This is a genomic window from Brachybacterium endophyticum (genome assembly GCF_003130585.1).
Classification (GTDB): Bacteria; Actinomycetota; Actinomycetes; order Actinomycetales; family Dermabacteraceae; genus Brachybacterium; species Brachybacterium endophyticum.
In genome coordinates this window covers 137,314-161,466 of record NZ_QFKX01000005.1, presented here as the reverse complement: position 1 = coordinate 161,466, position 24,153 = coordinate 137,314, and the positions used below count along the sequence as shown (strand labels likewise).

Below are 24,153 nucleotides of genomic sequence, written 5' to 3'. Positions count from 1 at the left end.
ACGGGCCCTCTCAGCGACGCACGACGGGATTGGTCAGCGTGCCGATGCCCTCGATGGTCACGTCGATGACGCTCCCCTCGGCGACGGGTCGCACGCCGGCCGGGGTCCCGGTCATGACGACGTCGCCGGGCAGCAGGGTGGTGACACGGGAGATCTCGGAGACAAGCTCGGGCACGCCGCGGAGCATGTCGGCCGTGGTGCCCTGCTGGGCGAGGTCGCCGTCGACGGTCGACCCGATCGCGAGGGCCGCGGGGTCGACGTCGGTCTCGATCCAGGGGCCGAGCGGGCACGAGGTGTCGAACGTCTTGGCGCGGAACCACTGGCTCTCCGCGCGCTGGGAATCGCGCGCCGTGAGGTCGTTGCCGCAGGTGTAGCCGAGGACGACGTCGGCGACCTGCTCGGGGTCGATGTCCTTGGCCATGCGCTGGATGACGACGGCGAGCTCGGCCTCGAGGCTGACCTCGGTGCTGTAGGAGGGCAGGACGATCGGGTCCTCCGGGCCGATGACGGCCGTGTTGGGCTTGAGGAAGTAGAGGGCCTGGGCCGGCACCTCGGTGCCCATCTCCTCCGCGTGCGCGGCGTAGTTCTTGCCCACGCACACCACCTTCGAGCGGGGGATGACGGGAGAGAGCAGTCGGACGTCCTCGAGGGGGTACCGCTTCCCGCTGGGGCGGATCTCCGTGTACAGGGGGTCTCCGGTGATGCCGTAGACATAGTCCGTGCCGTCCTTCTCCTGGACGATGCCGAAACTGGGGTCCTCACCGGTGGTGAATCGGGCGATGCGCATGCCTCCAGTCTAGGCGGGCGGGCCGCCCGGGCGATCCGACGGCCCCGCACGGCGGCGGGCGGGCCCGACCACACCGGCCGACCGCGCGCCCTACGGCGCGCCGACCCCTCGCGGACGACCTGCCACACTGGGGCGGTGCCCCTCCCTCACCCCGCTCCGGAGCCGCCGGTCCTCACCGACCGGGTGGCGGCCCCGCGCACGGTCCTGGCGGCGAGCGAGGCCGCGGCGGAGCGTCGCGCGCACGAGGAGCGGGCCGACACCCTCACCGCCGGACACCGTGAGCGTCGCCGACGCGGGGAGAAGCACCCCGTCGAGGACTTCCTGTTCACCTACTACCCCTTCTCCCCCGCCCGTCTGCGCCGCTGGCACCCCGGTTGGCAGTTCGCCTACGACGCCGCCGCCGACCCGGGGGCCGACGAGGGCACCGTCGGGGACGTCCACGAGGGAGAGCGCTCGTGGTACCGGGACCAGGAAGCCGGCGAGATCATCGCGCGTCGCGCCGACGTCGATCGGTACCTCGCGGAGCGGGCGGACGCCCTGGGATTCATGGCCCGGCTGCTGCGCGCCTCCTCCCTCCAGGAGCGTCGGCCGAACTTCGGCTGCTTCGGTCTGCACGAGTGGGCCATGGTGTACCGCCTGCCCGACGGGGCGCAGCGCCACGAGGACCTGCCGCTGCGCCTGGGCAGGGAGCGGTCCGACGCGGTCGTGGAGAAGGAGCGTCTCGTGTGCTCGCACGTGGACGCGTTCCGGTTCTTCACCGAGGACGCGACCCCCAGGAACTCCCTGACGCCGACGCGCGCGACACAGGTGCGCCGCGACAACCCCGCCTGCCTGCACGTGGGCATGGACCTCTACAAATGGGCGATGAAGCTGGTGCCGCTCGTGCCCTCGGATCTCGTGCTCGACTGCTTCGAGCACGCCCGCAGCACTCGCGTGCTGGACATGGAGGCGAGCCCCTACGACGTCCGCCCGCTGGGGTACGGCGTGGTGCCGATCGAGAGCGAGAGCGGGAAGGCCGAGTACGCGCGCCGGCAGCGGGAGCTCGCCGCCGGGGCGGACGTCCTGCGCGAACGCATCCTCGAGGTCATCGAACCTCTCGCCGCGCTCGTCACCCCACCGTCCGACTGAGGCCGCGGACGGCCCGACCTGTACGAAGCGCAGAACGCGCGTGCGCACGAGCCACGGACGACAGGGACGGGCCGGCACCCGAGGGTGCCGGCCCGTCCGTGGTTACCACCCGATGCAGGTGATGAGGTCCGCGAGGATCAGGACTTGGATGCCTGGTCGTAGGTGGACTTGATGACGTCACCGAAGTACGGGCCGTACATGACGTTCGGCTGGGTGGTGTAGCCGAAGCTGTTCACCGAGTTCTGGGAGCCCGAGGCGTCGCTGCCCAGGAACCAGGGGCCACCGGAGGAGCCGCCGGTCATGTCGCAGTCGATGGCCAGGTCGTCGGTGTCGCCGACGGTGTCGTCGGTCGCGGTGGCCTGGCAGTTCTCGAGGGACTCACCGTCGAAGGGCGCCGCGGCCGGGTAGCCGTAGGAGGTCTCCTGTTCACCGCGCGGTCCGTTGAAGGACAGGGCGGAACCGCCGACGGCGTCGGTGAGCGTGTCCGAACCGCTCTCGGGCTGGACGACCGCGAAGGCGGCGTCGTAGTTCATGTCCTCGCTCGAGATCCACTGCTGGGTCGAGTAGAGGTCGCTAGCGGTCCAGAGGCCGTAGGGGGTGTCACCGTGGTCGTACCCGGGGGCGAACGTCCAGTTGGTGGCCCACGTGCCGCCCTCGTTGGCGCAGTGGCCGGCGGTGGCGACGGTGCTCTTGTTGCCGGAGGAGACCGCGTTGCCCGAGCACACGTAGTCGCTGCCGCCCTGGGTGAAGAAGACCTTGCCGATGTGGTCGGTGCCGGCGGCCGTCTTCTCCGAGGTGGCCGACCTGGTCTGCACGGCGGGATCCGCCTTCTGCGAGGGCACCTCGGAGGGATCGGAGCTCTTGACGTCACCCGAGGGGGCGTCCTTGTCCGAGACCAGGTTGTCCGCGGACTTCGCGTTCTCCATGCGCTCGGGGGTCCAGTATTCCTGCGCCGCCTTCTGCTCGCTGACGGGCTTCTGGACGCTGTCGCCCTCCCAGACGTCGTCGTCGGGGCCCGCGCTCGCCATCGAGGCGCTTCCCAGGACGAGGCCGGCGGCGAAGAGACCGCCGCCGGCGAGATGGAGACAGCGGCGCAGCCGCGAGGTCTGAGGGGGATCGGTGGGTGTCGGGGCGGTGTGAGGAGTGGTCACCGTGTGTCCTTTCACAGGGATGGGGCGGTCCCGACGGGGCCGCGGCCGTCACGCTAATCCATGTGATCCGTTACACAAAGTCACGCCATACGGGTGCATCCGGACAAGGCGGGACACGTCCCCTGAAGAGGAAACCGGTATCGAACAGACCCCTCCTCAGCTGCGGGTATCGCCGTTTCCACAGGTGGGACAGCGATCGGTGTCCTCGGGGTCGACAGGATCGTCCTCGGATCGAGAATTCGTGTCCGAAGATGTCGGATCGCGGCGGATCTCGGCGGGTCGCGCGGCGCGACGGCGCGCCTCGTCCCAGTACTCCGAGGCCGACGGCGCCTCGTTCTCGCGCGCCTGTGCTGCCGGGTCGTCCGATCGTCGTGGGGTCATCACTGTCCTCCTGTCGCGGTCGATCCCGCTCGGGCGGTCGACCTGGGAGCAGGTGGGTGCCCGAGCGAGGTCAGATGATCATCGCATCCGTGCGCCCTCAGGGCGTCCGTCCCCCACGCCCCTGGCAGACTGTCCCCATGGCTTCCCTGACCCCGTTCCTGCCCCCTGCGCCCGCCGATCAGGAGCAGATCGTCGACGGTTTCGTTGCCTCGCAGGAATCGGCCGGTCGGACCCTGTACCCGCATCAGGAGGAGGCGCTGCTCGCGATCGCCGCGGGTGATCACGTGATCGCCGCGACCCCGACCGGATCGGGCAAGACCGCGATCGCCTATTCCGCCGTCTTCGCGGCCATGGCCCGTGGCCAGAAGGCCTATTACACGGCGCCGATCAAGGCCCTGGTCTCCGAGAAGTTCTTCGACCTGGTCGCGATGTTCGGCGCCGAGAACGTCGGCATGATGACCGGCGACTCCTCGGTGAACCACGACGCCCCGATCATCGTGTGCACCGCCGAGATCCTCGCCAACCACGCCCTGCGCGACGGGCCGACCTCCGACGTCCGCGTGGCGGTCATGGACGAGTTCCACTACTACGGCGACCCGCAGCGCGGCTGGGCCTGGCAGGTGCCGCTCGTCGAGCTGCCGTCCTGCCAGTTCGTGCTGATGAGCGCGACCCTCGGTGACGTCTCCTTCTTCGTCGAGGACCTCGAGGCCCGCACGGCCCGCGAGGTGACCGTGGTGGACGACGCCCCGCGTCCAGTGCCGCTGGACTTCCGCTGGTCCCTCGACCCGCTGCCGGAGACGATCCAGACGATCCTCGAGGACCGCGACGCCCCCGTCTACATCGTCCACTTCACCCAGAAGGACGCCCTCGAGCAGGCGCAGGCCCTGATGGGCACGAAGATCCTCGCCGAGGGCGACAAGGATCGGATCCGGGACCTGATCGGCGACTTCCGCTTCTCCAAGGGCTTCGGCCAGATCCTCTCCAAGCTCGTGCGCCAGGGCATCGGGGTCCATCACGCCGGGATGCTCCCCAAGTACCGGCGTCTCGTGGAGCGGCTCGCCCAGTCGGGGCTGCTGAAGATCATCTGTGGCACCGACACCCTCGGCGTCGGCATCAACGTGCCGATCCGGACCGTGCTGCTGACGGGTCTGGCGAAGTTCGACGGCAAGCGGATGCGTCTGCTCAACGCCCGGGAGTTCCACCAGATCGCCGGCCGTGCGGGACGCGCCGGGTTCGACACTGTCGGTCACGTGGTGGTGCAGGCCCCGGAGTGGGCCGTCGAGTTCGCGAAGGAGCAGGCCCGGGCTAAGGCACGGGAGGAGGCGGGCAAGGCGCCCAACAACGCCAAGAAGCGCAAGAAGGAGCCCAAGCCCCGGATCCCCGAGGGCGCGGTCAACTGGACCGAGCAGAACATGACCAAGCTGATCGAGTCCCCGCCGGAGACGCTGCGCCCGCACCTGCAGATCACCCCGTCGATGGAGCTCGCCCTGATCGCCCGGCCCGGCAGCGCCGTCGCCTCCGCACGGCACCTGATCATGGAGTCCCACCAGACCAGCACCCAGAAGCTGCGGCTGATCAAGCAGGCCACCGACATCTTCCGCGGCCTCAAGGAGGCGGAGATCGTCGAGACCCTCACCGAGAAGGACCATCTGGGCCGCCGGATCTCGCTGGTCGAGGACCTGCAGCTGGACTTCACGATGACCCAGCCGCTGGCGCCCTTCGCGATCGCGGTCATCGACTCGCTCGACGAGGAGTCGGAGTCGCTGACGATGGACACCGTCTCGATCGTCGAGGCGATCCTCGAGGACCCGATGCAGATCCTGCTGGCCCAGCAGAACGCGGCGCGGGGCGAGCTGCTCGCGGAGCTCAAGGCCGACGGCGTGGAGTACACCGAGCGGATGGCCCTGCTGGACGAGGTGACCTGGCCCAAGCCGCTCGCCGAGGATCTCGAGGCCGCTCTCGAGATCTACCGGAGGAACCGGCCCTGGGTGCGCGAGGGCGACCTCTCCCCCAAGTCGATCGTCCGCGAGATCTACGAGACCGGCCAGACCTTCAGCGAGTTCGTGCAGCGCTACGGCCTGCAGCGCTCCGAGGGCATCGTGCTGCGCTACCTCTCCGACGCCTACCGCGCGCTCTCCCGCACGATCCCCCAGGACCTTCGCACCGAGGACCTCGAGGACGTCATCGAGTGGCTCGGTGTGCTGGTGCGCGGCATCGACTCCTCGCTGCTTGACGAATGGGAGGCCCTCACACACCCCGAGGAGGACGAGGACGCCGCGAGCGAGGTCCGCCCCACCTCCCCCCGTGGCCTCTCGGCCCAGACCCGGGTGCTGCGCCAGATGGTCCGCGCCGCCCTGTGGCAGCGCGTCGAGCACTTCGCCTTCGAGCGCGAGGAGCGACTGGGCGAGCTCGACGCGGCCTCGGGCTGGGACCGCAAGGCCTGGGCGCAGGCGATGGACGAGTACTACGACGCCTACGACAACGTGGGCATCGACGGTTCGGCCCGTTCCCCGCAGCTGCTGCAGATCCGCGAGGAGTCCAAGGTCTGGCACATCCGTCAGGTGATCGACGACCCCGACGGCCACCACGACTGGGGCATCGAGGCGGAGCTCGACCTCGAGGCGACCGACGAGGCCGGGGAGCCTGTCCTGGCGATCACCCACGTGGGCGAGTTCGGGGCGCTCTGAGGCGACCCGAGACGGCGCGCCCAGGAGCTCGGCTACCGGAGGTTCGACCCCGTCGCCGAACCCCTGCCGCCGGTCCGCGGGTCGCGCTCAGCCCTCGTCATCGCCGAGGCGCCTCTGCCATGCGGCGTGCTGGTCCCAGGTGTCGATGTCCTGCAGCGCCTCCACCGGCACGGCGACGGCGTGGAGGTCGAGGTGGGCATGGACGGACCGCACGGACCGATCACGAGCCCCACCCTCCTCCAGTGCTCGCTCGATCGCCTCGCGGCCGGCGAGGAGGGCGAGCATCTCGCGGCGCCCGTCCGGGCCGCACGCCACGACCCCGTCCGCTGCCGTGACCTGCTCGCGTGCGTGTTCGCGTGCCCGCAGCAGCGGACCGACGAGCAGATCCGCCCCCGGCATGTCGCACCCCAGGATGAGGACGTCGTCGGGGCCCGGCGCCTCGTGCGCGCCGCTCGACGCAGCACCGCTGGCCCCTCTCTCATCGATCGCCCGGCGCAGCGCCGCAAGACCTGCGGCGATGCCGGCGACCGGCCCACCCGAGGGCGGATCCTCGAGAGTGTGCAGCACGCCCTTCGGGACCTCCACCTCCGCGGGCGCGACCACCACACGCGGAACGCAGTCCGCGCCGGCGTCGAGCACGATGTCCACGAGTCGGCGGCCGCCCAGCAGGACTTCGGCCTTGGAGACCCCGCCGAGCCGACGGGCACCACCACCGGCGAGGACGATGAGCGCAGGGGCGGACGACGTCCCCGGGGCCGTGGGCGCGTGGTGCTGGCCTGCGCCGGAGGAGCCGGCGGAGCCGGAGGAGTTGGCGGAGCCGTACGAGCCGGCGGAGCCGGAGGAGCTGGCGGAGACCACTAGGCCTCAGCGGGCTCGAGATCGAGGTCGACCATGAGCTCGTTCGCGAGCGGTTCGAGGGCATCGCGCACTGCATCCTCGCCGAGGCTCTCGGGGACGCGCACCAGGGCCTCGGCCTCGAACAGCACACCGCCGCCCTCCGGAGTGTCCGTCGTCCAGGAACGGAAGGAATCGATGCTCACGCCCTGCTCGGCGAGCGCGCGACTGATCTGACGCACCATGCCCGGTCGGTCCTGGCCCACCAGACGCACACGCAGCGGCTCGGCGGAGGGCGAGGCTGCTTCCCCGGGGATGGCCCCATGGGCACTCCCGCCCTCGGGGGCGCGGGTGACCTCGATGCTCCACCCCACCTCGGCGAGCAGCTCCGCGACCGACGCCTCGAGAGCTGTCGCCCGCTCCTCGGGGATCTCCACGAGCACGATGCCGGCGAAGGTGCCGGCGAGCTGCGCGAACTGGCTGTCGAGCCAGTTGCCTCCCTGGTCCTCGACCACGCGGGAGAGGGCCGAGACGAGTCCTTCGCGATCCTCACCGATCGCGGTCAGCACGAGTTGTGTCATGCGCACGAGCCTAGAGGACCGGGCCGTCTCCCCCGCGTTCCTGACCGAGATGCGTGCGCAGCCGCGCGGCCTGACGCATGAGATGGTCCCGTTCCGGGACGGTGTCCGCTTCTCTCGCCGCCTGCGCGTAGAGCCCGGCCGCCGTCTCGAGCTCCCCTGTCCTTTCCCGCAGGTGCGCCTCGGTCGCGGTGCGACGGGGGACGCTCGACGGGATGGTGTCCAGCTCGAGGAGGGCGGCTCGGGGGCCGTCGGCCTCGCCGAGAGCGACGACGCGGTTGAGGGCCACCACGGGGCTCGGCGCGAGGAGCATGAGCTCGTCGTACCACTCGAGGATCTGGACCCAGTCGGTCTGCGAGGCGCTGGGCGCGTCGGCATGGAGTGCAGCGATGGCGGCCTGCACCTGGTACGGGCCGAGGGCGTCCCGGGCGAGGGCGCCCTGCAGGATGCCGACAGCCTCCCGGATCGCGGTGCCGTCCCAGAGGGCGCGGTCCTGCTGGGCGAGGGGGACGAGGGCGCCGCCGGTGGTGAACCGTGCTGGTCGGCGGGCGTGGTGGAGGAGCATCAGAGCCAGCAGCCCAGCCACCTCGGGATGATCGATCGCGAGGTTCAGCTGCCGGGCCAGGCGGATCGCCTCGGCGGAGAGGTCGAGGTCGCCGCCGTACCCCTCGTTGAAGATCAGATAGAGGACGCGCAGCACCGTGGCGATGTCCCCCGGCGCATCCAAGCGGCGCCCGGCGGGAGAACGCTTGGCCCGCGTGATGCGCTGGGCCATGGTCGCCTCGGGGACCAGGTGGGCACGGGCGATCTGCGCCGTGGTCAGTCCGCCCACGGCGCGCAGGGTCAGCGCGGTGGCCGCGGAGGGTGAGAGCGCCGGGTGCGCGCACAGGAAGAACAGGTCGAGGGTGTCGTCCGTGGTCGGGACCGTGACATCGCTCCGCTCACCCCAGCCTGTGGCGCTCACGGGGTCATGCGGTGCAGCACGCTCCTCCCGCCGGCGACGTGCATCCTCGGCACGTAGTTGGTCGAGGTGGCGGCGCCAGGATGTTGTCACCAGCCAGCCCAGCGGATCACGGGGCGGATCGTGGGCCCATGTCGTCACGGCCTGGAGGAGCGCCTCCTGTACCGCGTCCTCGGCCTCGGCGAAGTCGGCCCCGCGACGTCGCACGATCGCGATCGTCGCGGGGACCAGCTCCCGCAGGTGGTGCTCGTCCATGGTCTGGTCGGACGGGCTCGCGACCGGGACTCAGCCGTCGGCCCGCAGGTGCTCACCCAGGAAGGGGCGCACCTCGAGCCATTCGTGGATCGGCTTCCCGTCCTTGCCCGGTGCGGCGGAGAGCTCTGCCGCCAGCTCCAGTGCCCGCTCGCGACTGTCGACGTCGATCACCATGCCGCCGGCGATCAGGTCCTTGGTCTCGGCGAAGGGACCGTCGGTGACGGGCGGCTTCCCCTCCCCGCCGTAGCGCACCCACAGGCCCTCGTCGGCGAGCGCGCCGCTGGTGACGAACTCTCCGGACTCCTGGAGACGGTCGGCGAAGTCGTTCATGTACTCCATGTGGGCGTCGACCTCCTCCGGTGTCCAGGTGTCCATCGGGTGGTCGTTCACCCCGCGCGGTGCGCCGCGGTAGTGCTTGAGAAGCAGGTACTTGGCCATGACGGTCCCCTTCGCTCGTGCGGCCCATTCTGGTCGCATTCACCTCTGGGTCGGAGCCGATCGATCGTTCTCGACATCTGGCCATGATCGGATCTCACCGCGGCCGCCTGGCCTCGATGAGGTGGCGGCTGGAATGGGCGACGAAGGACCCGTCGGCCCGGATCTGCTCGTGGAGGTCCCGAAGGCGATCCCGGTACCGCTCGACGGTGAAGTCGGGGATCCACCAGATCACCTTGCGCAGCAGGTAGACGACGGCCGCGACATCGAAGATCTCCATCCGCAGCCGTGCCGTGCGCAGGTCGAGGATCTCCAGACCGGCCGCGCGGGCCTCGGCGCACTCGACCTCCGGGTCGCGGCCCCGTCTGGCGTCGGGCGCCGGTCCGAGGAAGTACTCGATCAGCTCGAAGGCACTCGCCGGGCCGACGTGCTGGGCGAGGTACGTCCCGCCCGGTCGGAGGACCCGTGCGATCTCCGTCCAGTGGATGGTCGCCGGATGGCGGCTGGTCACCAGATCGAATGCGCCGTCGGCGAAGGGCAGGGGCGGTTCGTCGGGGTCGGCGACCACGGCGACGCCGCGCAGGTGCAGCCGTGCCGTCGCTGCTGCGATGTTCGGTGCCCAGGACTCGGTGGCGACGGCGACCGGCGGGAACGTCCCGGCCTCGGCGAGGACCTCTCCCCCGCCGGTCTGGATGTCCAATGACGCCGTGGCGGTCGTGAGCTGCTCGGCGAGCAGACGGGCGTAGCCCCACGGAGGCCGTTCCTCGGTGGCGCGGCCCTCGAGCCAGGAGAAGTCCCATCCGGAGACGTCGGCCGAGGCGCCGACCTCCAGGAGGTCCTCGAAGTCCGATCTCATCGCCTCACCGTAGGGGGCCGAGTCGATCAGGGCCAGATCAATCCATGGTCGGCCCCGCGCCACCGCCCTCCTGCGGGCCGGCGGATCCCGACCCCAGCGTTGCGGCACCGGCCGGTCTCCGGACTACCGCCTCACGGTTCTCTCCTGCAGAGCCGTCTGCATCACTCGCCCGCTCTCCCAGGCGTTCGCGCCCTGTGCCACCTCGGGGACGGGGATGTCGCCGCGGCGTTCGCGGTTGCGCTCTGTCGAGACCCCGACCTCACGGTCTCGCGTTCGGAGCAGGTCCTCCCGCACCTGACCGTCCTCGGTGAAACCCATCATCAGCTGCGGAGCGCCGTAGGGGAACTCGTGGACGTCGTACTGCCAGGTATGGAAGGTCTTGCCGTAGGTCTTCACCAGGTCCTCGAAGTACGCATGCTCGGCGATCTCCGGGACGCCCGGAGCGGTGAGGATGCCGGACGAGATCTCGTAGTGATGGCTGTGCCACAGCGTCTTCTCCTCGTCGGGCAGAGCGCGGAACCGGTCCTCACTGATGATGTACTCGATGCCGATCAGACGGGCGTCACGAGCATTGCGGTCGAAGATGACGCACTGGTGCAGGTCGTGCTCCAGATGGATGCAGAAGTGAGCAGCGTGCACCTGGCGTCCGGTGTCATCGGCGTACATGTGCAGACCGTCCAGGTACGTGCTCATCGCGTCCAGCGGATACTTCCGCTGCAAGAAAGCAGATCCCAGATCGAGCGCCCTGTGCTTCCAGGGGTGGCCTCGGCTCGTGCTCAGAGCGTTCAGGGCCTTGCCTCCCGCGAGAGCCGCTGCAACGGCGCCGACGCCGAGCACGAGTCCACCGGAGAAGCTCTTGGTCGATGAAAGTGCCATGCTCCACCCTAAAAGGCTCTGCTGCACCTGCGCACGGGCACGAGGACGCTCGACGCCTCGGACCACCGACGTCTGCGGGGAGCCGCCTCGACGTTGAGCCGGCTCAGACCATGGTCGGTGCCGCGCCACCACCCTCCCGCAGTCCCCTCGATCCCGCCCCCTCGTCTTTCGTCGCCTCTCATCGCGACGTCCCGCTAGAGCTGTCCACCAAACGTTGACACAGGGTGCTTGGCGGCGGAACGTCGAGGGCATGAGCACCTCACACGCAGATCCGGCACCGACCTCCGATCGTCCCGACCCCCTCGAGCCCCCTGCGGCGCATCTCTCGGAGCGGGAGAACTCCCGCCCCCGGGCCGCCGTCGTCCCGCCGGTCGTCCACGACCAGGTCCCCTGGAAGCGGGTGGGACTGTTCATCCTGATCAGCTACGCGATCCTGGCCCTCTTCGCGCTGCCCTTCTGGTTCCTCTCCGATGGCATCTCCAGCCCGCTCTTCACCCCCGTGATCGCCGTGGGCATGTGGGCACCCGCCATCGCATCACTGATCCTCGCCAAGGGCGTGGAGCGGACGAGCTGGCGCACCCGGGTCGGCCTGCGCTTCCGCGGTCGCTGGCGGAGCATCGTGGTGTGGTCGCTGATCGCCGTCGTGGCGGTCGTCGTGGTGCACGCGCTGAGCGCGGTGATCATGGTGCTGCGCGGAGTGCCCGGCGACCTGACCGGACGGACCTGGATCGAGATGGGCACCCGGCAGGTGTCCGACATGGCCGGCACCGACGTTCCCGCCATCGCCTTCGTCCTGGTGGCGCTCGTGAGCTCGCTGCTCGGCCTCGTCATCACCTTCGTCGCCGCACTCGGCGAGGAGATCGGATGGAGGGGGTGGCTCTGGCCCGCTCTGCGTCCCCTGGGACGGGTGCGCGCGATGCTCGTGATGGGCGCGATCTGGGGGCTGTGGCACCTCCCGATCATGCTGATCGGCTACAACTACGGCGGCGTGGCGCGCTACATCGCGATCCCGATGTTCATCCTGCCGTGCATCGCGCTGTCGCTGCTGTTCTGCGCTCTCACCGACCGGGCGGGCGGGAACCCGATCCCCGCCGCGTGGGCGCATTCGGCGGTGAACTCCCTGGGCGCGACCGTCCTCGGCTTCGTCAGCACCGCGGGCACCGGTGCCGCCATCGACCCTCTGATCGACACCGTCCTCGGCGTGGTGGGCATCGCACTGGTCGCCCTCGCCGGGATCGTGATCGCCCCGTGGCGCACCCGCGCCCCGATCGTGCACGGTCTGACAACCCCGGCGCACTCGGACAGACTGAGCGCGTGAGCACCGAGAACCCACACCGCACGGCGGACCCGGACGCGCAGCTCCGCGAGGAGCTGCGCTTCGGCGCCTCCCTGTGCACCAGCGCCCTGGAGAGTGCCGAGCTGTCCGGCGAGGAGTCCGTCGCCGCGGCAGCGCACCTGGTGGCCACCGCCGACAGGACGCTGCATCGACTGGTGGCGTCAGCGCGCGATCAGGACATGTCGTGGACGCAGATCGGCGCCCTGCTGGGAATCACCCGGCAGGCGGCCCAGAAGCGCTTCTCCTCCCCTCCCCGGCGCGTGCTCGCCGCGGCCGATCCACCCGATCCTGCCCTGGTCGGCCTCGCCGCCGAGGTGATGGACCAGGCGGTGGCGGGCGGGACCGAACTCCTCGACCGGATCGCCGGCCCGCACCTGGCCCGGGTTCTCGGTGAGGGAGGGATCGCGCCGGTGCTCGCGGGCGTCGAGCCGATCTTCGGGCGCAGGCTCTCCCGCTCGGCGCCCGAGGCGCGAGTGATCGCCCGTGTCACCGTCGTGCATGCGCGGGAGCACCGCGAACGGACCGATGCGGTCGTGCGCGTCAGCCTCACGGCCGACGGCCGTCTGCTGGGACTGCACTACGACTTCGCAGAGCCGGAGCAGGCGGACTCGGACCCCGCCGCCCCGGAGCACCGGAGTCGTTGACTCCCCCTGATCCGTGAACGACAGTGGACCCGTGCTGATCCGACCGGAGACCTCTGAGGACACCCTCGCGATACGGACCGTCACGGCCGAGGCGTTCTGGGGCCAGGAGCACAGCGCGCCGCCCCAGGAAGCGGACGGCGCTCCGGGAGAGGCCACGCTCGTCGGCCTGCTGCGGGACGACGAGGCGTGGATACCGGGCTTCTCGCTCGTCGCCGAGCACGAGGGCCGGGTGGTCGGCCATGTCGTCGCCACCCGTGCCCACGTGGAGAGCTACGACGCCCTCGGCCTGGGCCCCCTGAGCGTGGCGCCCGAGCTTCAGCGACAGGGCGTGGGCAGCACCCTGATGACCGCGCTGATCGACGCCGCGGACGAGCGGGGCGAACAGCTCATCGCCCTGCTGGGCGATCCCGCCTACTACAGCAGGTTCGGCTTCTCCCCCGCCGCCGACCTCGGGATCCAGGCGCCGGACCCCACCTGGGGAGCAGCGTTCCAGGTCCGGCCGCTCGGGGCGTACGACGGCTTCACCGGGGTCTTCCGCTACGCCGAGCCGTTCTCGAGGCTCTGACGTGAAGTGCCGGCAACGCTCAGGGGCGCCCCCTCTCGTCATCCTGCGAGGAAACTCGGCCTCGGGGAAATCCACCGTGGCGCGACGGGTGCAGCGCGAGCTCCCCCGCTCGGAGGTAGCCGTGATCGGCCAGGATCACGTGCGTCGGGAGCTCCTGTGGGAGCGCGATGAGGGACCGAGCGAGACCACCGGACTGATCACGGCGATGGCGCGTCACTGCCTGTCGATCGGCCGCATCACCGTTGTCGAGGGGATCTTCGGCGCCGAGCGCTACGGCGAGATGTTTCAGGATCTGCTGGACGAGCATGACGGCCCCTCACTCGTCTTTTACCTCGATGTGTCCCTCCCCGAGACCCTGCGGCGCCACGCGAGGAAGCCCATCGCCGACCATGTCAGCCAGCAGGAGGTCTCGTCCTGGTATCGCGAGCACGATCTCCTCCGTGTACCCGGTGAAATGGTCCTCGGCGAGGAACTGAGCGAGGACGCCCTGGTCAGGCGGGTGCTCGACGACCTCCAGGGCGTCCGCGACGCAGCGCAGCGGGAGCAGCGCACGTCCGGGGATACCGGGTCAGCTCACTGACCACCGGGCCCGGGCTCACACCAGGTGCACCTCCCTCTGTCGCATCTGCGGAAGGAGGCCGCCGAAACGCGAGAACATGGCCGAGACGATCGGGGCGCGCATGCGCGCCATGCGACGGGACTGGGCTCGCACTGCCGCAGGGCTCGCCGGGGTAAAGAAGTCCAGACCGTCGCGGCCCATCTTCTGGTACTTGGTGATGTAGGGACGCAACGTCTCCTCCCATCCGTCGAGGGCTGATGCCACGTCGTCGGAACGGCCCCGGAGGCGCAGCCCCAGCAGATTCGCCGCGGCCATGCCCGAGGTCGCCCCCATTCCCGAATACAGGGTCGGGCACTATGCAGCGTCCCCGACGAGGACGACGCGACCCTGGTGCCAGGAGTCCAGCTCGACCTGCTCGGTGGGACCGAACTGAGTGGGCCGACCGTCCTCCAGCTACTCGATCGCCGCCGAGAGAACTGGCCCGAGCCTGGGGCCGTACACCTCCCGCAGTCGATCCGCCGGCGGTACCGACATCTCCGCTCGCACGTCATCGGTCCGATACGAGAACAACACGGTCGAGGGACGGTCGTCGAAGGGGTAGACGTGGAAGGAACGCCGAGCCTCGGTCAAGCTGGCCGAGATTCCTCGAGGCAGCGTCGGCAGGTCGTCGTTGAGAGCGAAGGCGCAGATCATCGACCCGAGGGGCCGCAGGGCAACGCTGTCGGGCGCGAAGGCGAGACGGCGGATGCTCGAATGCACGCCGTCGGCGCCGACCACGAGCTCCACGTGATCGACGGTCTCGGAGCCCGCAGTGCTGCGCAGCGTCACGTCGACGCCACGTTCGTCCTGTTCGAGCGCCACGGGAACGGTGCCGTAGCGGATCTCGACGTCGGGAACTGCTGCGATCAGGGTGTCGTAGGCCGCGCTCTCGACGTCCCCGCGCATCGTCAGATACGGGTCGACCGGGATGTCGGCGAAGCTGCGTCCGGGGGCACGGCGGCCGTCACGGTCGATCGAGTAGGTCATCGTCTCCTGGGGCCTGTGGTCCACGAGGCGGCCCCCGATCCCCAGGTCCTCCGCGGCCTTCTTGGCGGAACCGAAGACGGCCATGAAATAGCCGCCCGTCCGGCGCTCCGGAGCGCGCTCGATGATCAGCGGATCCCAGCCCGCCCGGTGGAGTGCCAGCGCACTCGAGATACCGCTGATGCCCAGCCCGACGACAAGCGCCCGGGGGCGCGTCCTCTGCTCCATGTCGATGCCTCCTCTTCCGCACGTCGATCACGTCCTCTGCTGCACGCGATCGCCTGACAGTCGGAACACCTTGTTCCACTTGTAATTGGAGCATACTGCTCCGGATAGACTGACGCCAGCAGCTGGACTCGAGATCCCGGTGACACCGGGCACAAGACGGGAGGCGCCACCGTGAGATCCGATGCACGTGCCAAACGGGGCGACATCCTCCAATCGGCGTGGGGAATGTACGCGGAGAAGGGGCCGGAGGTGCCCATGCGCGCGATCGCCCAGGCCGCACGGGTCGGCATCGCGACCCTGTACCGACACTTCCCGACTCCCGACGACCTTCTCGTCGGCGTCCTGGGGGAAGCCTTCTCGAGGGTCGCCGCGATCACCCGGGAGCACTTGGAGTGCTGGGACGACGATCCAGCACGTGCGTGGACCGGTCTCGTTCGTGCGCTCGGGGCACTGGAGTTCGGTGCGCTCGCCTACCAGGTCGAGGCCCGGGTGCTGAGCTCGTCGACCCTGCGGTCATCCGTGGACGGGCACGCCGATCCGGCGCGCGCCCTCGTCAGTGAGGCCTGTGATCGTGCACGTCGGGAAGGGCTGCTCGACGAGGACGTCTCAGCGGAGCGATTCTTCTCGGGTCTCGCGATCGTCACCAGGCCGCTGCCCCACGTCATGGAGCAGCTCCTGCCCGACCAGAGAGCGTGGTTGGTGGACACCTACATCCGAGGGCTGCGTCCCGCCGACCGGCCGGCCTGAACGGGGGCCGGTCGGCAGAGCGCCGTCGCGCTCAAGCGAGCTTGTGCAACCACCCGTGACGATCCTCGACGCTCCCCTGCTGGATGCCGGTGAGCTCCTCGCGCAGCTGCAGCGTCACCGCGCCGGAGCCGCCGTCGCCGATGGTCCATGATCCCTTCTCGGAGCGGAACTCGCCGATGGGGTTGATGACCGCGGCGGTGCCGCAGGCGAACATCTCGGTGATCTCGCCGGAGGCGATGTTCTCGGTGACCCAGTCCATCGACATCTTCTGCTCGGCGGGCTCGAGGCCCCGGTCGCGGGCGAGCTGCAGGATCGAGTCCCGGGTGACGCCCTCGAGGATCGCGCCGGTCAGCTCGGGGGTGAGGATGCGGCCGTCCTTCGTGATCGCCATGACGTTCATGCCCGAGAGCTCGTCGATGCTGGTGTGCGTCTCGGAGTCCAGGAACAGCACCTCGTCGGCGCCGTGCTCGGCCGCCTCCTTCTTGCCCAGCAGCGAGGAGGCGTAGTTGCCGCCGCACTTGGCGGCGCCGGTGCCGCCGGCGCCGGCGCGGGCGTAGGAGTCGGAGACCCAGACCACCAGCGGCTGCACGCCCCGGGGGAAGTAGGCGCCCGCGGGCGAGGTGATCACGTAGTAGTCGACCTGGTGGGCCGAGCGCACGCCCAGGAACGCCTCGGAGGCGAACATGAACGGGCGGATGTACAGCGAGTCCTCACCGCCGGCCGCCGGGACCCAGGGCTCGTCGGCCGAGACCTGCGCCGTCAGCGAGGCCAGGAAGTCCTCGGTGGACAGCTCCGGCAGGGCGAGGCGCCGCGCCGAGCGCTGCAGCCGCTCGGCGTTCTTCTCGGGGCGGAAGGTCCACACCGACCCGTCGGCGTGGCGGAAGGCCTTGAGCCCCTCGAAGATCTCCTGGGCGTAGTGGAAGACCGCCGCAGCCGGGCTCAGCGAGATCGGCGCGAAGGGGACCACCTCACCGCCGGTCCAGCCGTCATCGACCGTCCAGCGGGCATGGGTCATGAAATCCGTGAAGTGCTCGCCGAAGCCGGGCTTCGCGAGCACCGCATCGCGGTCCGCATCGGACTGCTGACGGGACGGATCGGAGAGGGGGAACGACAGGGTGGACATCGGGGCTCCTTCGGGACGACTCGAGCAGGATACGGCGGGCGTGCGGCTGTCGGAGGTCAGCGGCTGCGTACGCCGGCTACCAGCGCGTCGCCGATCTGCGCGGTGCTCCGCTCCCCGAGCTCCCCACGGCGGGAGAGGTCCTCTTCGACCGCCGCGCGCACCCGGGCGGCGGCAGCGGCGTGACCCTGCTGCTCGAGCAGGAGGGCGACCGAGAGCACGGTCGCGGTGGGGTCGGCCTTCTGCTGGCCCGCGATGTCGGGGGCGGAGCCGTGCACGGGCTCGAACATCGACGGGAACGCCCCGGTGGGGTTGATGTTGCCGCTCGCGGCGAGACCGATGCCGCCGCTGATGGCACCGGCGAGGTCGGTGAGGATGTCCCCGAAGAGGTTGTCGGTGACGATCACGTCGAAACGTGCCGGATCGGTGACCAGGAAGATGGTCGCGGCGTCCACGTGCAGGTAGTCGACCTCGACGTCCGGGTGCTCGGAGCCGACCTTCTCGACGATGCGGCGCCACAGGTGCCCGGCGTTCACGAGCACGTTGTGCTTGTGGACCAGGGTGAGCTTGTTCCGCCGCGCCTCGGCCTGCTCGAAGGCGAAGCGGACCACGCGCTCGACGCCCACGGCGGTGTTCAGCGAGACCTCGGTGGCGACCTCGAGATCGGTGCCCTCGCGCATGGTGCCGCCGTTGCCCACGTAGGGGCCCTCGGTGCCCTCGCGGACCACCACGAAGTCGACGTCGCCCGGGTCGGCGAGCGGCGAGGTCACGCCCGGGGCGAGCCGGGTGGGGCGCAGGTTCACGAAGTGGTCGAAGCCGAAGCGGAGCTTGAGCAGCATCCCGCGCTCGAGCACGCCCGAGGGGATGTCGGGGTCGCCCACGGCGCCCAGCAGGATCGCGTCGTGCGTCGCGAGAGCGTCCATGTCCTCGTCGGTGAGGGTCTCACCGGTGCGGTGCCAGCGTCCCGCGCCGAGATCGAAGTCCGTGGTGGCGACCTCGACGCCATCGGGCTCGAGAGCCGCGCGCAGCACCTTGAGCCCCTCGGGGACCACCTCGTGGCCGATCCCGTCGCCCTCGATGACGGCGAGTCGGATGCTCTGCGTGCTGCTCATGGTCTCTGCGTTCTCCTTCATCGGATCTGCGGGTGAGGGGGTGTCCGTCGGCCGGCGGGGTGTGTCCGACCGGCCGACGGGCACGGGTCGTGCTGCTGCGGACTCAGTAGGTGATGTCGACGGCGACGCTGGCGGCGGCGCCGACCTTCTCACCGATCTGCTCGGCGAGGTCCTGGTCGACGCTCTGGTCGAGGGTGAGGACCACGATCACCTCTCCCCCGGCGGTCTCCCCGCGGCGGGAGACCTGCATGCCGGCGATGTTGATGCCGGCGTCGCCCAGGATGGCGCCGTAGGCGCCCACCAGGCCGGGCTTGTCCTGGTAGGTGATCAGCAGCAGGTGGTCGCTGAAGGGCACGTCGAGGTCCAGTCCGTCGACCTCGGTGAGCTTCTGCGCCTGGTCCGTGCCGGAGAGGGTTCCCGAGACCGAGACCACGCGGCCGTCGCGCAGGGTGCCGCGGATCTGCACGACGTTGCGGAAGCGCTGGGAGTCCTCGCTGGTCACCAGGTCCACGCGGATACCGCGCTCCTCGGCGAGGACGGGGGCGTTCACGTAGCTGACCTGCTCGGTGACGACCTGGCGGAAGACGCCGCGCAGGGCGGACAGCTTCAGGGCGGTGACGTCGCGGGAGGCGATCTCGCCGCGCACCACGACCTCGAGCAGCTCGGGGCCCTCGCCCGCGAGCGCGGTGAACAGCTGGCCCAGGCGGTCGGCGAGGGCGATGCCCGGACGCACCAGGTCGTCGATCGCGCCGCCGGCCACGTTCACGGCGTCGGGCACCAGCTCACCCGCGAGCGCCAGGCGCACGGAGCGCGCCACGGCCACGCCGGCCTTCTCCTGCGCCTCGGCGGTCGAGGCGCCGAGGTGCGGCGTGAGCGTGATGTTGGGCAGCTCGAGCAGCTTCGCGGCGGTCTCGGACTGCGCCGGCGGCTCGCTCGAGTAGACGTCGAGACCCGCGCCGGCGATCTTCCCGCTGCTGAGCGCGTCGTACAGCGCCTCCTCGTCGATCAGACCGCCGCGGGCGGCGTTGACGACGTGGAGGGAGGGCTTGGCGAGGGCGAACTGCTCGGCGCCGATTAGGCCGACGGTCTCGGGCGTGCGCGGCATGTGCACGCTGACCACGTCGGACTCGCGCATCAGCTCGTCGAGCTCGACCACACGGGCGCCGAGATCGGCCGCACGGGCGTGGTTGACGTAGGGGTCGTAGGCGAGCAGGTGCACACCGAATGGCCGGAGGCGCTCGGCCACGAGCTGTCCGATGCGGCCGAAGCCGACGATCCCGACGGTCTTCTCGAACAGCTCGACACCGCTGAGCTGCTTGCGCTCCCAGCGACCGTCCTTGACGGAGGCGTCGGCCCGGCCGAGATTGCGCAGCGAGGAGAGGATCAGGGTGATCGCGAGCTCTGCAGCGGAGATGATGTTCGAGGTCGGCGCGTTGATCACCATGACCCCGGCGTTGGTGGCGGCGGGCACGTCGACGTTGTCCAGGCCCACGCCCGCGCGGGCGACGACCTTGAGGTGGTCGGCCGCGGCGTAGACCTCGGCGTCGACCTGGGTCGCGGAGCGCACCAGGAGCGCATCGGCTTCCTTCACCGCTGCCAGCAGTGCGGGACGGTCGGTGCCGTCCACGTGGGTGATCTCGACGTCGGACCCCAGGACCTCGAGGGTCGCGGGCGACAGCTCCTCTGCGATGAGCACGACGGGACGCGTCACGGAATCTCCTCCGGTACGGATGATGGTCGTCGCACGCATCCTCGGGAGCGACGGGTACAGCGACACCCTACTGGCCTGTCCGGCATACGGTCAGGGGGATCAGCGGGTGAGACATCGCGAGGTGACGACGGCAGCGGGGCGGGCAGGACGCAGCACTCGCCGCGTCCCGCACACACCACCACGACGACGGCGGGCCCTCCCCGAAGGAAGGACCCGCCGTGACGTCCCGGCCGACGCCTGACTCGCTCGGTGCGAGGATCAGCGCGCGGCGCTGCCCTCCACGTAGTCGGAGTCGAGCTGGTCGTTGTTCCACGAGAACATGCCGCGCAGCTCCTTGCCGACCTTCTCGATCGGGTGCGCAGCCTCCTTCTCGCGCAGCTCGTTGAACTCGGGCGCACCCTTGTCCTGGTCGTCGATGAAGCGCTGGGCGAAGGAGCCGTCCTGGATGTCGGACAGGACGCCCTTCATGGCCTTCTTGGTCTCGTCGGTCACCACGCGCGGGCCGGAGACGTAGTCGCCGTACTCGGCGGTGTCCGAGCAGGACCAGCGCTGCTTGGTGATGCCGCCCTCGTTCATCAGGTCCACGATCAGCTTGAGCTCGTGGAGGACCTCGAAGTAGGCGATCTCGGGCTGGTAGCCGGCCTCGGTGAGGGTCTCGAACCCGGCCTGGACGAGGTGGCTCACGCCGCCGCAGAGGACGGACTGCTCGCCGAACAGGTCGGTCTCGGTCTCCTCGGTGAAGGAGGTCTTGATGACGCCGGCGCGGGTGCCGCCGATGCCCTTGGCGTAGCTGAGCGCGAGGTCCCAGGCCTGGCCCGAGGCGTCCTGCTCGACGCCGACGATGTCCGGGATGCCGCGGCCACCCTCGAACTCGCGGCGCACGGTGTGACCGGGCGCCTTGGGGGCGATCAGGATGACGTCCACGCCCTGCGGGGGCTTGATGTAGTCGTAGCGGATGTTGAAGCCGTGGGCGAAGGCGAGCGCCTTGCCCTCGCCCAGGTTCGGCTCGATCGACTCGGCGTAGATGGTGCGCTGGTTCTGATCGGGCGCGAGGATCATGATGACGTCGGCCCACGAGGTCGCGTCGGCGACGTTCTTGACCTCGAAGCCCAGCTCCTGGGCCTTCTGGGTCGAGCTCGAGCCCTCGCGCAGCGCGATGGCGACCTCGACGCCGCTGTCACGCAGGTTCAGCGCGTGGGCGTGGCCCTGGGAGCCGAAGCCGACGATCGCGACCTTCTTGCCCTGGATGATGGACAGGTCGGCGTCGTCGTCGTAGAAGATCTCGGCCACAGTGTGCTCCTTCGTTGATTGTCGGCTGTTCGGGCGACGGTTCCATCGTAGTCCGGGGACAGCCTGGGATGTCTTACGTGTTGAGAAGTGGACTTCGGTATCTGAGACTGCGCTCAGTCCTCGAGGACCTCGTCCACGAGCGACCCGGGCCCGCGGCTGATCGCGACCGCGCCGGACTTGACGATCTCGCGGATCCCGAAGGGCTCGAGCATGTCCAGCAGCGCGATCAGCTTGTCCTCGGTGCCGGTGGCCTCGATGGTGACCGCCTCGGCACCGGCGTTGACGACCTTCGCGCGGAACATCTGGACGATCTCGAGGACCGAGGTGCGGGTCGCGTTGTCCGCCCCCACCTTGACCAGCACCAGCTCGCGCTGGACGGTGCGGCGGGGCTCGAGATGCACGATGCGCAGGACGTTCACCAGCTTGTCGAGCTGATGCACGATCTGCTCGAGCGGCTGCTCGGCGACGTTGACGACCACGGTGATGCGCGAGATCTCCGGGTGCTCCGTCGGCCCCACGGCGAGGGAGGAGATGTTGAAGCCCCTCCGAGCGAACAGGGCGGAGACGCGCGTGAGCACGCCGGGCTTGTTCTCCACCAGAACCGAGAGGGTCTGGGTGTCCGGGGGCGCGATCGAGAAGGTGCGCGCGGAGTGCGTGGAGTCGGTGTCGGGCTGATCCTGTGTAGCGGTCATGGTTCAGATGTCCCTCTCCCACTCGGGGCTCATGCCCTGGGCGATCTGGATCTCGTCGTTGGAGACGCCGGATGGCACCATCGGCCACACCATGGCGTCCGCGCTGACCTGGAAGTCGATGAGCACGGGGCGGTCGTTGATCTCCATGGCCTGCTGGATCGTGGCGTCGATGTCCTCGTCCCGCTCGCAGCGCAGCCCCACCGCGCCGTAGGCGTCGGCGAGCTTCACGAAGTCCGGGACGCGGCGCGTGCCGTGTCCGGTGTTGAGGTCGGTGTGCGAGTACCGGCGCTCGTAGAACAGGTTCTGCCACTGGCGCACCATGCCAAGCGAACTGTTGTTGATGACCGCGACCTTGATCGGGATGTCGTTGATGACGCAGGTCGCGAGCTCCTGGTTGGTCATCTGGAAGCAGCCGTCGCCGTCGATCGCCCACACGGTGCGATCGGGGGCCCCGACCTTCGCGCCCATCGCGGCCGGCACCGAGTAGCCCATCGTGCCCAGGCCCCCGGAGTTGATCCACGAGTTCGGGCGCTCGTAGTGGATGAACTGGCTGGACCACATCTGGTGCTGGCCGACGCCGGAGACGAAGATCGACTCCGGTCCGGACAGCTCCCCGATCCGGGAGATCACCTTCTGCGGCGCGGTGTGGCCGTCCTCGGTGGCGGTCCACCCCAGAGGGTAGGTCTCGCGCAGCATGTCCAGGAGCTGCCACCAGTCACCGAGGTCGCGAGCGCCCTCGCGCTCGATCCGCTCGCGCAGCTCGGCGGTCAGCGCCGTCGCCGACGCTCCCGCGTCGCCGATCAGGGCGACGTCCGCGTGACGGTTCTTGTCGATCTCCGCGGGATCGATGTCGATGTGGATGACCTTCGCGCGCGGGGCGAAGGAGTCGAGCCTGCCCGTCACCCGGTCGTCGAAGCGCGCGCCGACCGCGATGATGAGGTCGGCCCGCTGCAGCGCGGAGACCGCGGCCACGGTGCCGTGCATGCCCGGCATCCCCAGGTGATGGGGATGGGAGTCCGGGAGCGCGCCGCGCCCCATCAGGGTGGTGGTGATCGGGGCGTCCATGAGGTCGACGAGCTCGCGCACCTGCTCGCTCGCGCGGGAGCGGATCACGCCGCCGCCGACGAGGAAGGCGGGGCGGTCGCTGGCCATGATCAGCTCGGCGGCCGCGCGCACGTCCTTCACCGGCGGCTCGGTCACGGGGTGGTAGCCGGGGAGGCTGACGTCATCGGGCCACACGAACTCGGTGATGCCCTGCTGGGCGTCCTTGGTGACGTCGACGAGGACGGCCCCGGGGCGGCCGGTCGAGGCGATCTCGAAGGCCTGCTTGATGACCGTCGGGATCTCGGCGGGGTCCTTGACCAGGAAGTTGTGCTTGGTCACGGGCATCGTCATGCCGACGATGTCCGCCTCCTGGAAAGCGTCGGTGCCGATGAACACCGAGCCCACCTGACCGGTGATCGCGACCATCGGGATGGAGTCCATCTGGGCGTCGGCGATGGCGGTGATCAGGTTGGTCGCTCCCGGACCCGAGGTCGCCATGCACACGCCCACCTTGCCGGTCGCGTGCGCGTACCCGCTCGCCGCGTGCCCGGCGCCCTGCTCGTGGCGCACCAGGATGTGGCGCAGCGTCTCGGCGTCCATGAGCGGGTCGTAGGTGGGAAGGATGGCGCCGCCGGGGAGGCCGAAGACGACGTCGGCCCCTGCGTGCTCGAGCGACTTGATCAGTGATGCGGCGCCGGTGACTCTCTCGCCTGTCATCGGAACTCCTTCGGTCTTCGCGGATGGGGCTGTGCAGATCCTCGGCCGACCTCCCCCGCTCCACCCGATGCGCGGCTCGGCCCCGCGTGGGCATCAAAAAGCCCCTCGGCCTGGGGCTCTCGAGGGGCGCGCGGGACGTCTCGCAGTGAACGGTGGCGTCAGCCGCGCTCTGGAAGTACGAGAATGATCGTCTGCATGATGGCGACTGTAGTGCGCCCCACATGGCCGCGGCAAACCGTCCATCCTGCGAGATGGGCGCCTCGCCTCGTGGACCCGTCGGCGGGGACGAGGGCGCGTGCCTGATCACCGGTCCGGTGGGCCGAGGCGCGCCACGTGCGGACGACGAGCAGGTGAACGGCAGGTGTGCTGCTGCCCCTTCCCCGATCGCCGTCCGGCATCCCCCGGGCCGACGCCGCTAGGGTGAGGGCACTCGTCG

General features: G+C 70.0%; 24 protein-coding genes. 7 read left to right on the top strand and 17 right to left on the bottom strand.

Annotated features, from left to right (window positions below; all coding sequences use genetic code 11):
• Positions 1–10 precede the first annotated feature (10 nt).
• Positions 11–787, bottom strand: coding sequence for a fumarylacetoacetate hydrolase family protein (locus tag DEO23_RS12825; RefSeq protein ID WP_109276419.1), 777 nt, complete (start codon positions 785–787; stop codon positions 11–13).
• A 135-nt stretch (positions 788–922) separates the two neighbouring features.
• Here DEO23_RS12825 and DEO23_RS12820 point away from each other — a divergent pair, with 135 nt between their 5' ends.
• Complete coding sequence (locus DEO23_RS12820; protein WP_420808027.1) at positions 923–1,915, top strand: 3-methyladenine DNA glycosylase; 993 nt, start codon at positions 923–925, stop codon at positions 1,913–1,915.
• A 137-nt stretch (positions 1,916–2,052) separates the two neighbouring features.
• On the opposite strand, the gene DEO23_RS12815 is transcribed toward DEO23_RS12820, so the two are convergent.
• Positions 2,053–3,066 (bottom strand): trypsin-like serine peptidase, encoded by a 1,014-nt coding sequence (locus tag DEO23_RS12815; RefSeq protein WP_240613392.1) that lies wholly within the window; start codon positions 3,064–3,066, stop codon positions 2,053–2,055.
• A gap of 156 nt (positions 3,067–3,222) precedes the next feature.
• The gene (locus DEO23_RS15980) at positions 3,223–3,447 is read right to left on the bottom strand and encodes a hypothetical protein (RefSeq protein WP_133249879.1); all 225 of its coding nucleotides are present in this window, start codon (positions 3,445–3,447) and stop codon (positions 3,223–3,225) included.
• A 137-nt stretch (positions 3,448–3,584) separates the two neighbouring features.
• Between DEO23_RS15980 and DEO23_RS12810 the strand changes: the two genes are divergently transcribed.
• The gene (locus tag DEO23_RS12810) at positions 3,585–6,134 is read left to right on the top strand and encodes a DEAD/DEAH box helicase (protein WP_109276576.1); all 2,550 of its coding nucleotides are present in this window, start codon (positions 3,585–3,587) and stop codon (positions 6,132–6,134) included.
• 87 nt (positions 6,135–6,221) lie between these two features.
• Here the strand turns inward: DEO23_RS12810 and DEO23_RS12805 are convergent, their stop codons facing one another.
• The 6 genes from DEO23_RS12805 to DEO23_RS12780 all read right to left on the bottom strand — a co-directional run bounded on the left by DEO23_RS12805 (position 6,222) and on the right by DEO23_RS12780 (position 10,929).
• Positions 6,222–6,992 carry an NTP transferase domain-containing protein gene (locus DEO23_RS12805; RefSeq protein WP_109276417.1) on the bottom strand — a complete coding sequence of 257 codons (771 nt, stop codon included), beginning with the start codon at positions 6,990–6,992 and terminating at the stop codon, positions 6,222–6,224.
• Positions 6,992–7,549 (bottom strand): glycine cleavage system transcriptional repressor, encoded by a 558-nt coding sequence (locus tag DEO23_RS12800; protein WP_109276575.1) that lies wholly within the window; start codon positions 7,547–7,549, stop codon positions 6,992–6,994. The genes DEO23_RS12805 and DEO23_RS12800 overlap by 1 nt, the downstream gene beginning before the upstream one ends.
• 10 nt (positions 7,550–7,559) lie before the next feature.
• Positions 7,560–8,762, bottom strand: a complete 1,203-nt coding sequence (locus DEO23_RS12795; RefSeq protein WP_109276416.1) for an RNA polymerase sigma factor — start codon at positions 8,760–8,762, stop codon at positions 7,560–7,562.
• A 30-nt stretch (positions 8,763–8,792) separates the two neighbouring features.
• Positions 8,793–9,200 carry a YciI family protein gene (locus DEO23_RS12790; protein ID WP_109276415.1) on the bottom strand — a complete coding sequence of 136 codons (408 nt, stop codon included), beginning with the start codon at positions 9,198–9,200 and terminating at the stop codon, positions 8,793–8,795.
• 94 nt (positions 9,201–9,294) lie between these two features.
• Positions 9,295–10,053, bottom strand: coding sequence for a class I SAM-dependent methyltransferase (locus DEO23_RS12785; RefSeq protein WP_109276574.1), 759 nt, complete (start codon positions 10,051–10,053; stop codon positions 9,295–9,297).
• A gap of 123 nt (positions 10,054–10,176) precedes the next feature.
• The gene (locus DEO23_RS12780; RefSeq protein ID WP_109276414.1) at positions 10,177–10,929 is read right to left on the bottom strand and encodes an OBAP family protein; all 753 of its coding nucleotides are present in this window, start codon (positions 10,927–10,929) and stop codon (positions 10,177–10,179) included.
• 250 nt (positions 10,930–11,179) lie between these two features.
• On the opposite strand from DEO23_RS12780, the gene DEO23_RS12775 reads away from it, so the two are divergent.
• The 4 genes from DEO23_RS12775 to DEO23_RS12760 are packed head-to-tail and all read left to right on the top strand — an operon-like array spanning position 11,180 to position 14,054.
• Complete coding sequence (locus DEO23_RS12775) at positions 11,180–12,247, top strand: CPBP family intramembrane glutamic endopeptidase (protein WP_109276413.1); 1,068 nt, start codon at positions 11,180–11,182, stop codon at positions 12,245–12,247.
• On the top strand, positions 12,244–12,909 hold the full coding sequence (locus DEO23_RS12770; RefSeq protein WP_109276412.1) for a hypothetical protein: 666 nt from the start codon (positions 12,244–12,246) through the stop codon (positions 12,907–12,909). Before DEO23_RS12775 ends, DEO23_RS12770 begins: the two co-directional genes overlap by 4 nt.
• Before the next feature lie 31 nt (positions 12,910–12,940).
• Entirely contained in the window at positions 12,941–13,474 is a 534-nt protein-coding gene (locus tag DEO23_RS12765) for a GNAT family N-acetyltransferase (protein WP_109276411.1), read from the top strand.
• Between the two features lies 1 nt (position 13,475).
• Complete coding sequence (locus DEO23_RS12760; RefSeq protein WP_109276410.1) at positions 13,476–14,054, top strand: AAA family ATPase; 579 nt, start codon at positions 13,476–13,478, stop codon at positions 14,052–14,054.
• Positions 14,055–14,069: 15 nt separating this feature from the next.
• On the opposite strand, the gene DEO23_RS12755 is transcribed toward DEO23_RS12760, so the two are convergent.
• Together DEO23_RS12755 and DEO23_RS12750 are read right to left on the bottom strand one after the other, a co-directional pair.
• Entirely contained in the window at positions 14,070–14,348 is a 279-nt protein-coding gene (locus tag DEO23_RS12755) for a hypothetical protein (RefSeq protein ID WP_133249878.1), read from the bottom strand.
• Positions 14,349–14,486: 138 nt separating this feature from the next.
• A complete protein-coding gene (locus DEO23_RS12750) occupies positions 14,487–15,284 on the bottom strand; it encodes an FAD-dependent monooxygenase (protein ID WP_109276408.1) in 798 nt (265 codons plus the stop codon).
• Between the two features lie 171 nt (positions 15,285–15,455).
• Here DEO23_RS12750 and DEO23_RS12745 point away from each other — a divergent pair, with 171 nt between their 5' ends.
• The gene (locus DEO23_RS12745) at positions 15,456–16,031 is read left to right on the top strand and encodes a TetR/AcrR family transcriptional regulator (protein WP_133249877.1); all 576 of its coding nucleotides are present in this window, start codon (positions 15,456–15,458) and stop codon (positions 16,029–16,031) included.
• 31 nt (positions 16,032–16,062) lie between these two features.
• On the opposite strand, the gene DEO23_RS12740 is transcribed toward DEO23_RS12745, so the two are convergent.
• The 6 genes from DEO23_RS12740 to DEO23_RS12715 form a co-directional block, all read right to left on the bottom strand.
• Positions 16,063–17,154, bottom strand: a complete 1,092-nt coding sequence (locus tag DEO23_RS12740) for a branched-chain amino acid aminotransferase (protein ID WP_109276406.1) — start codon at positions 17,152–17,154, stop codon at positions 16,063–16,065.
• Between the two features lie 56 nt (positions 17,155–17,210).
• The gene (locus DEO23_RS12735; protein WP_109276573.1) at positions 17,211–18,263 is read right to left on the bottom strand and encodes a 3-isopropylmalate dehydrogenase; all 1,053 of its coding nucleotides are present in this window, start codon (positions 18,261–18,263) and stop codon (positions 17,211–17,213) included.
• Between the two features lie 103 nt (positions 18,264–18,366).
• A complete protein-coding gene (serA, locus tag DEO23_RS12730) occupies positions 18,367–19,974 on the bottom strand; it encodes a phosphoglycerate dehydrogenase (protein ID WP_109276405.1) in 1,608 nt (535 codons plus the stop codon).
• A gap of 258 nt (positions 19,975–20,232) precedes the next feature.
• Positions 20,233–21,264: a ketol-acid reductoisomerase gene (gene ilvC / locus DEO23_RS12725; RefSeq protein ID WP_109276404.1), complete on the bottom strand. Its 1,032-nt coding sequence runs from the start codon at positions 21,262–21,264 to the stop codon at positions 20,233–20,235.
• A gap of 113 nt (positions 21,265–21,377) precedes the next feature.
• The gene (ilvN, locus tag DEO23_RS12720; protein WP_109276403.1) at positions 21,378–21,956 is read right to left on the bottom strand and encodes an acetolactate synthase small subunit; all 579 of its coding nucleotides are present in this window, start codon (positions 21,954–21,956) and stop codon (positions 21,378–21,380) included.
• A 3-nt stretch (positions 21,957–21,959) separates the two neighbouring features.
• Positions 21,960–23,717 carry an acetolactate synthase large subunit gene (locus DEO23_RS12715; protein ID WP_109276402.1) on the bottom strand — a complete coding sequence of 586 codons (1,758 nt, stop codon included), beginning with the start codon at positions 23,715–23,717 and terminating at the stop codon, positions 21,960–21,962.
• Positions 23,718–24,153: the final 436 nt, after the last annotated feature.

Bases quoted from the DNA above. Each gene is read 5' to 3' on its own strand.
- DEO23_RS12800 (WP_109276575.1), bottom strand. From the start codon at position 7,549: ATGACACAACTCGTGCTGACCGCGATCGGTGAGGATCGCGAAGGACTC.
- DEO23_RS12755 (WP_133249878.1), bottom strand. From the start codon at position 14,348: ATGGCCGCGGCGAATCTGCTGGGGCTGCGCCTCCGGGGCCGTTCCGAC.
- DEO23_RS12750 (WP_109276408.1), bottom strand. From the start codon at position 15,284: ATGGAGCAGAGGACGCGCCCCCGGGCGCTTGTCGTCGGGCTGGGCATC.
- DEO23_RS12790 (WP_109276415.1), bottom strand. From the start codon at position 9,200: ATGGCCAAGTACCTGCTTCTCAAGCACTACCGCGGCGCACCGCGCGGG.
- DEO23_RS12735 (WP_109276573.1), bottom strand. From the start codon at position 18,263: ATGAGCAGCACGCAGAGCATCCGACTCGCCGTCATCGAGGGCGACGGG.
- DEO23_RS12715 (WP_109276402.1), bottom strand. From the start codon at position 23,717: ATGACAGGCGAGAGAGTCACCGGCGCCGCATCACTGATCAAGTCGCTC.
- DEO23_RS12740 (WP_109276406.1), bottom strand. From the start codon at position 17,154: ATGTCCACCCTGTCGTTCCCCCTCTCCGATCCGTCCCGTCAGCAGTCC.
- DEO23_RS12810 (WP_109276576.1), top strand. From the start codon at position 3,585: ATGGCTTCCCTGACCCCGTTCCTGCCCCCTGCGCCCGCCGATCAGGAG.
- DEO23_RS12775 (WP_109276413.1), top strand. From the start codon at position 11,180: ATGAGCACCTCACACGCAGATCCGGCACCGACCTCCGATCGTCCCGAC.
- ilvN (WP_109276403.1), bottom strand. From the start codon at position 21,956: ATGACCGCTACACAGGATCAGCCCGACACCGACTCCACGCACTCCGCG.
- DEO23_RS12780 (WP_109276414.1), bottom strand. From the start codon at position 10,929: ATGGCACTTTCATCGACCAAGAGCTTCTCCGGTGGACTCGTGCTCGGC.
- DEO23_RS12795 (WP_109276416.1), bottom strand. From the start codon at position 8,762: ATGGACGAGCACCACCTGCGGGAGCTGGTCCCCGCGACGATCGCGATC.
- DEO23_RS12785 (WP_109276574.1), bottom strand. From the start codon at position 10,053: ATGAGATCGGACTTCGAGGACCTCCTGGAGGTCGGCGCCTCGGCCGAC.
- DEO23_RS12825 (WP_109276419.1), bottom strand. From the start codon at position 787: ATGCGCATCGCCCGATTCACCACCGGTGAGGACCCCAGTTTCGGCATC.
- DEO23_RS15980 (WP_133249879.1), bottom strand. From the start codon at position 3,447: ATGACCCCACGACGATCGGACGACCCGGCAGCACAGGCGCGCGAGAAC.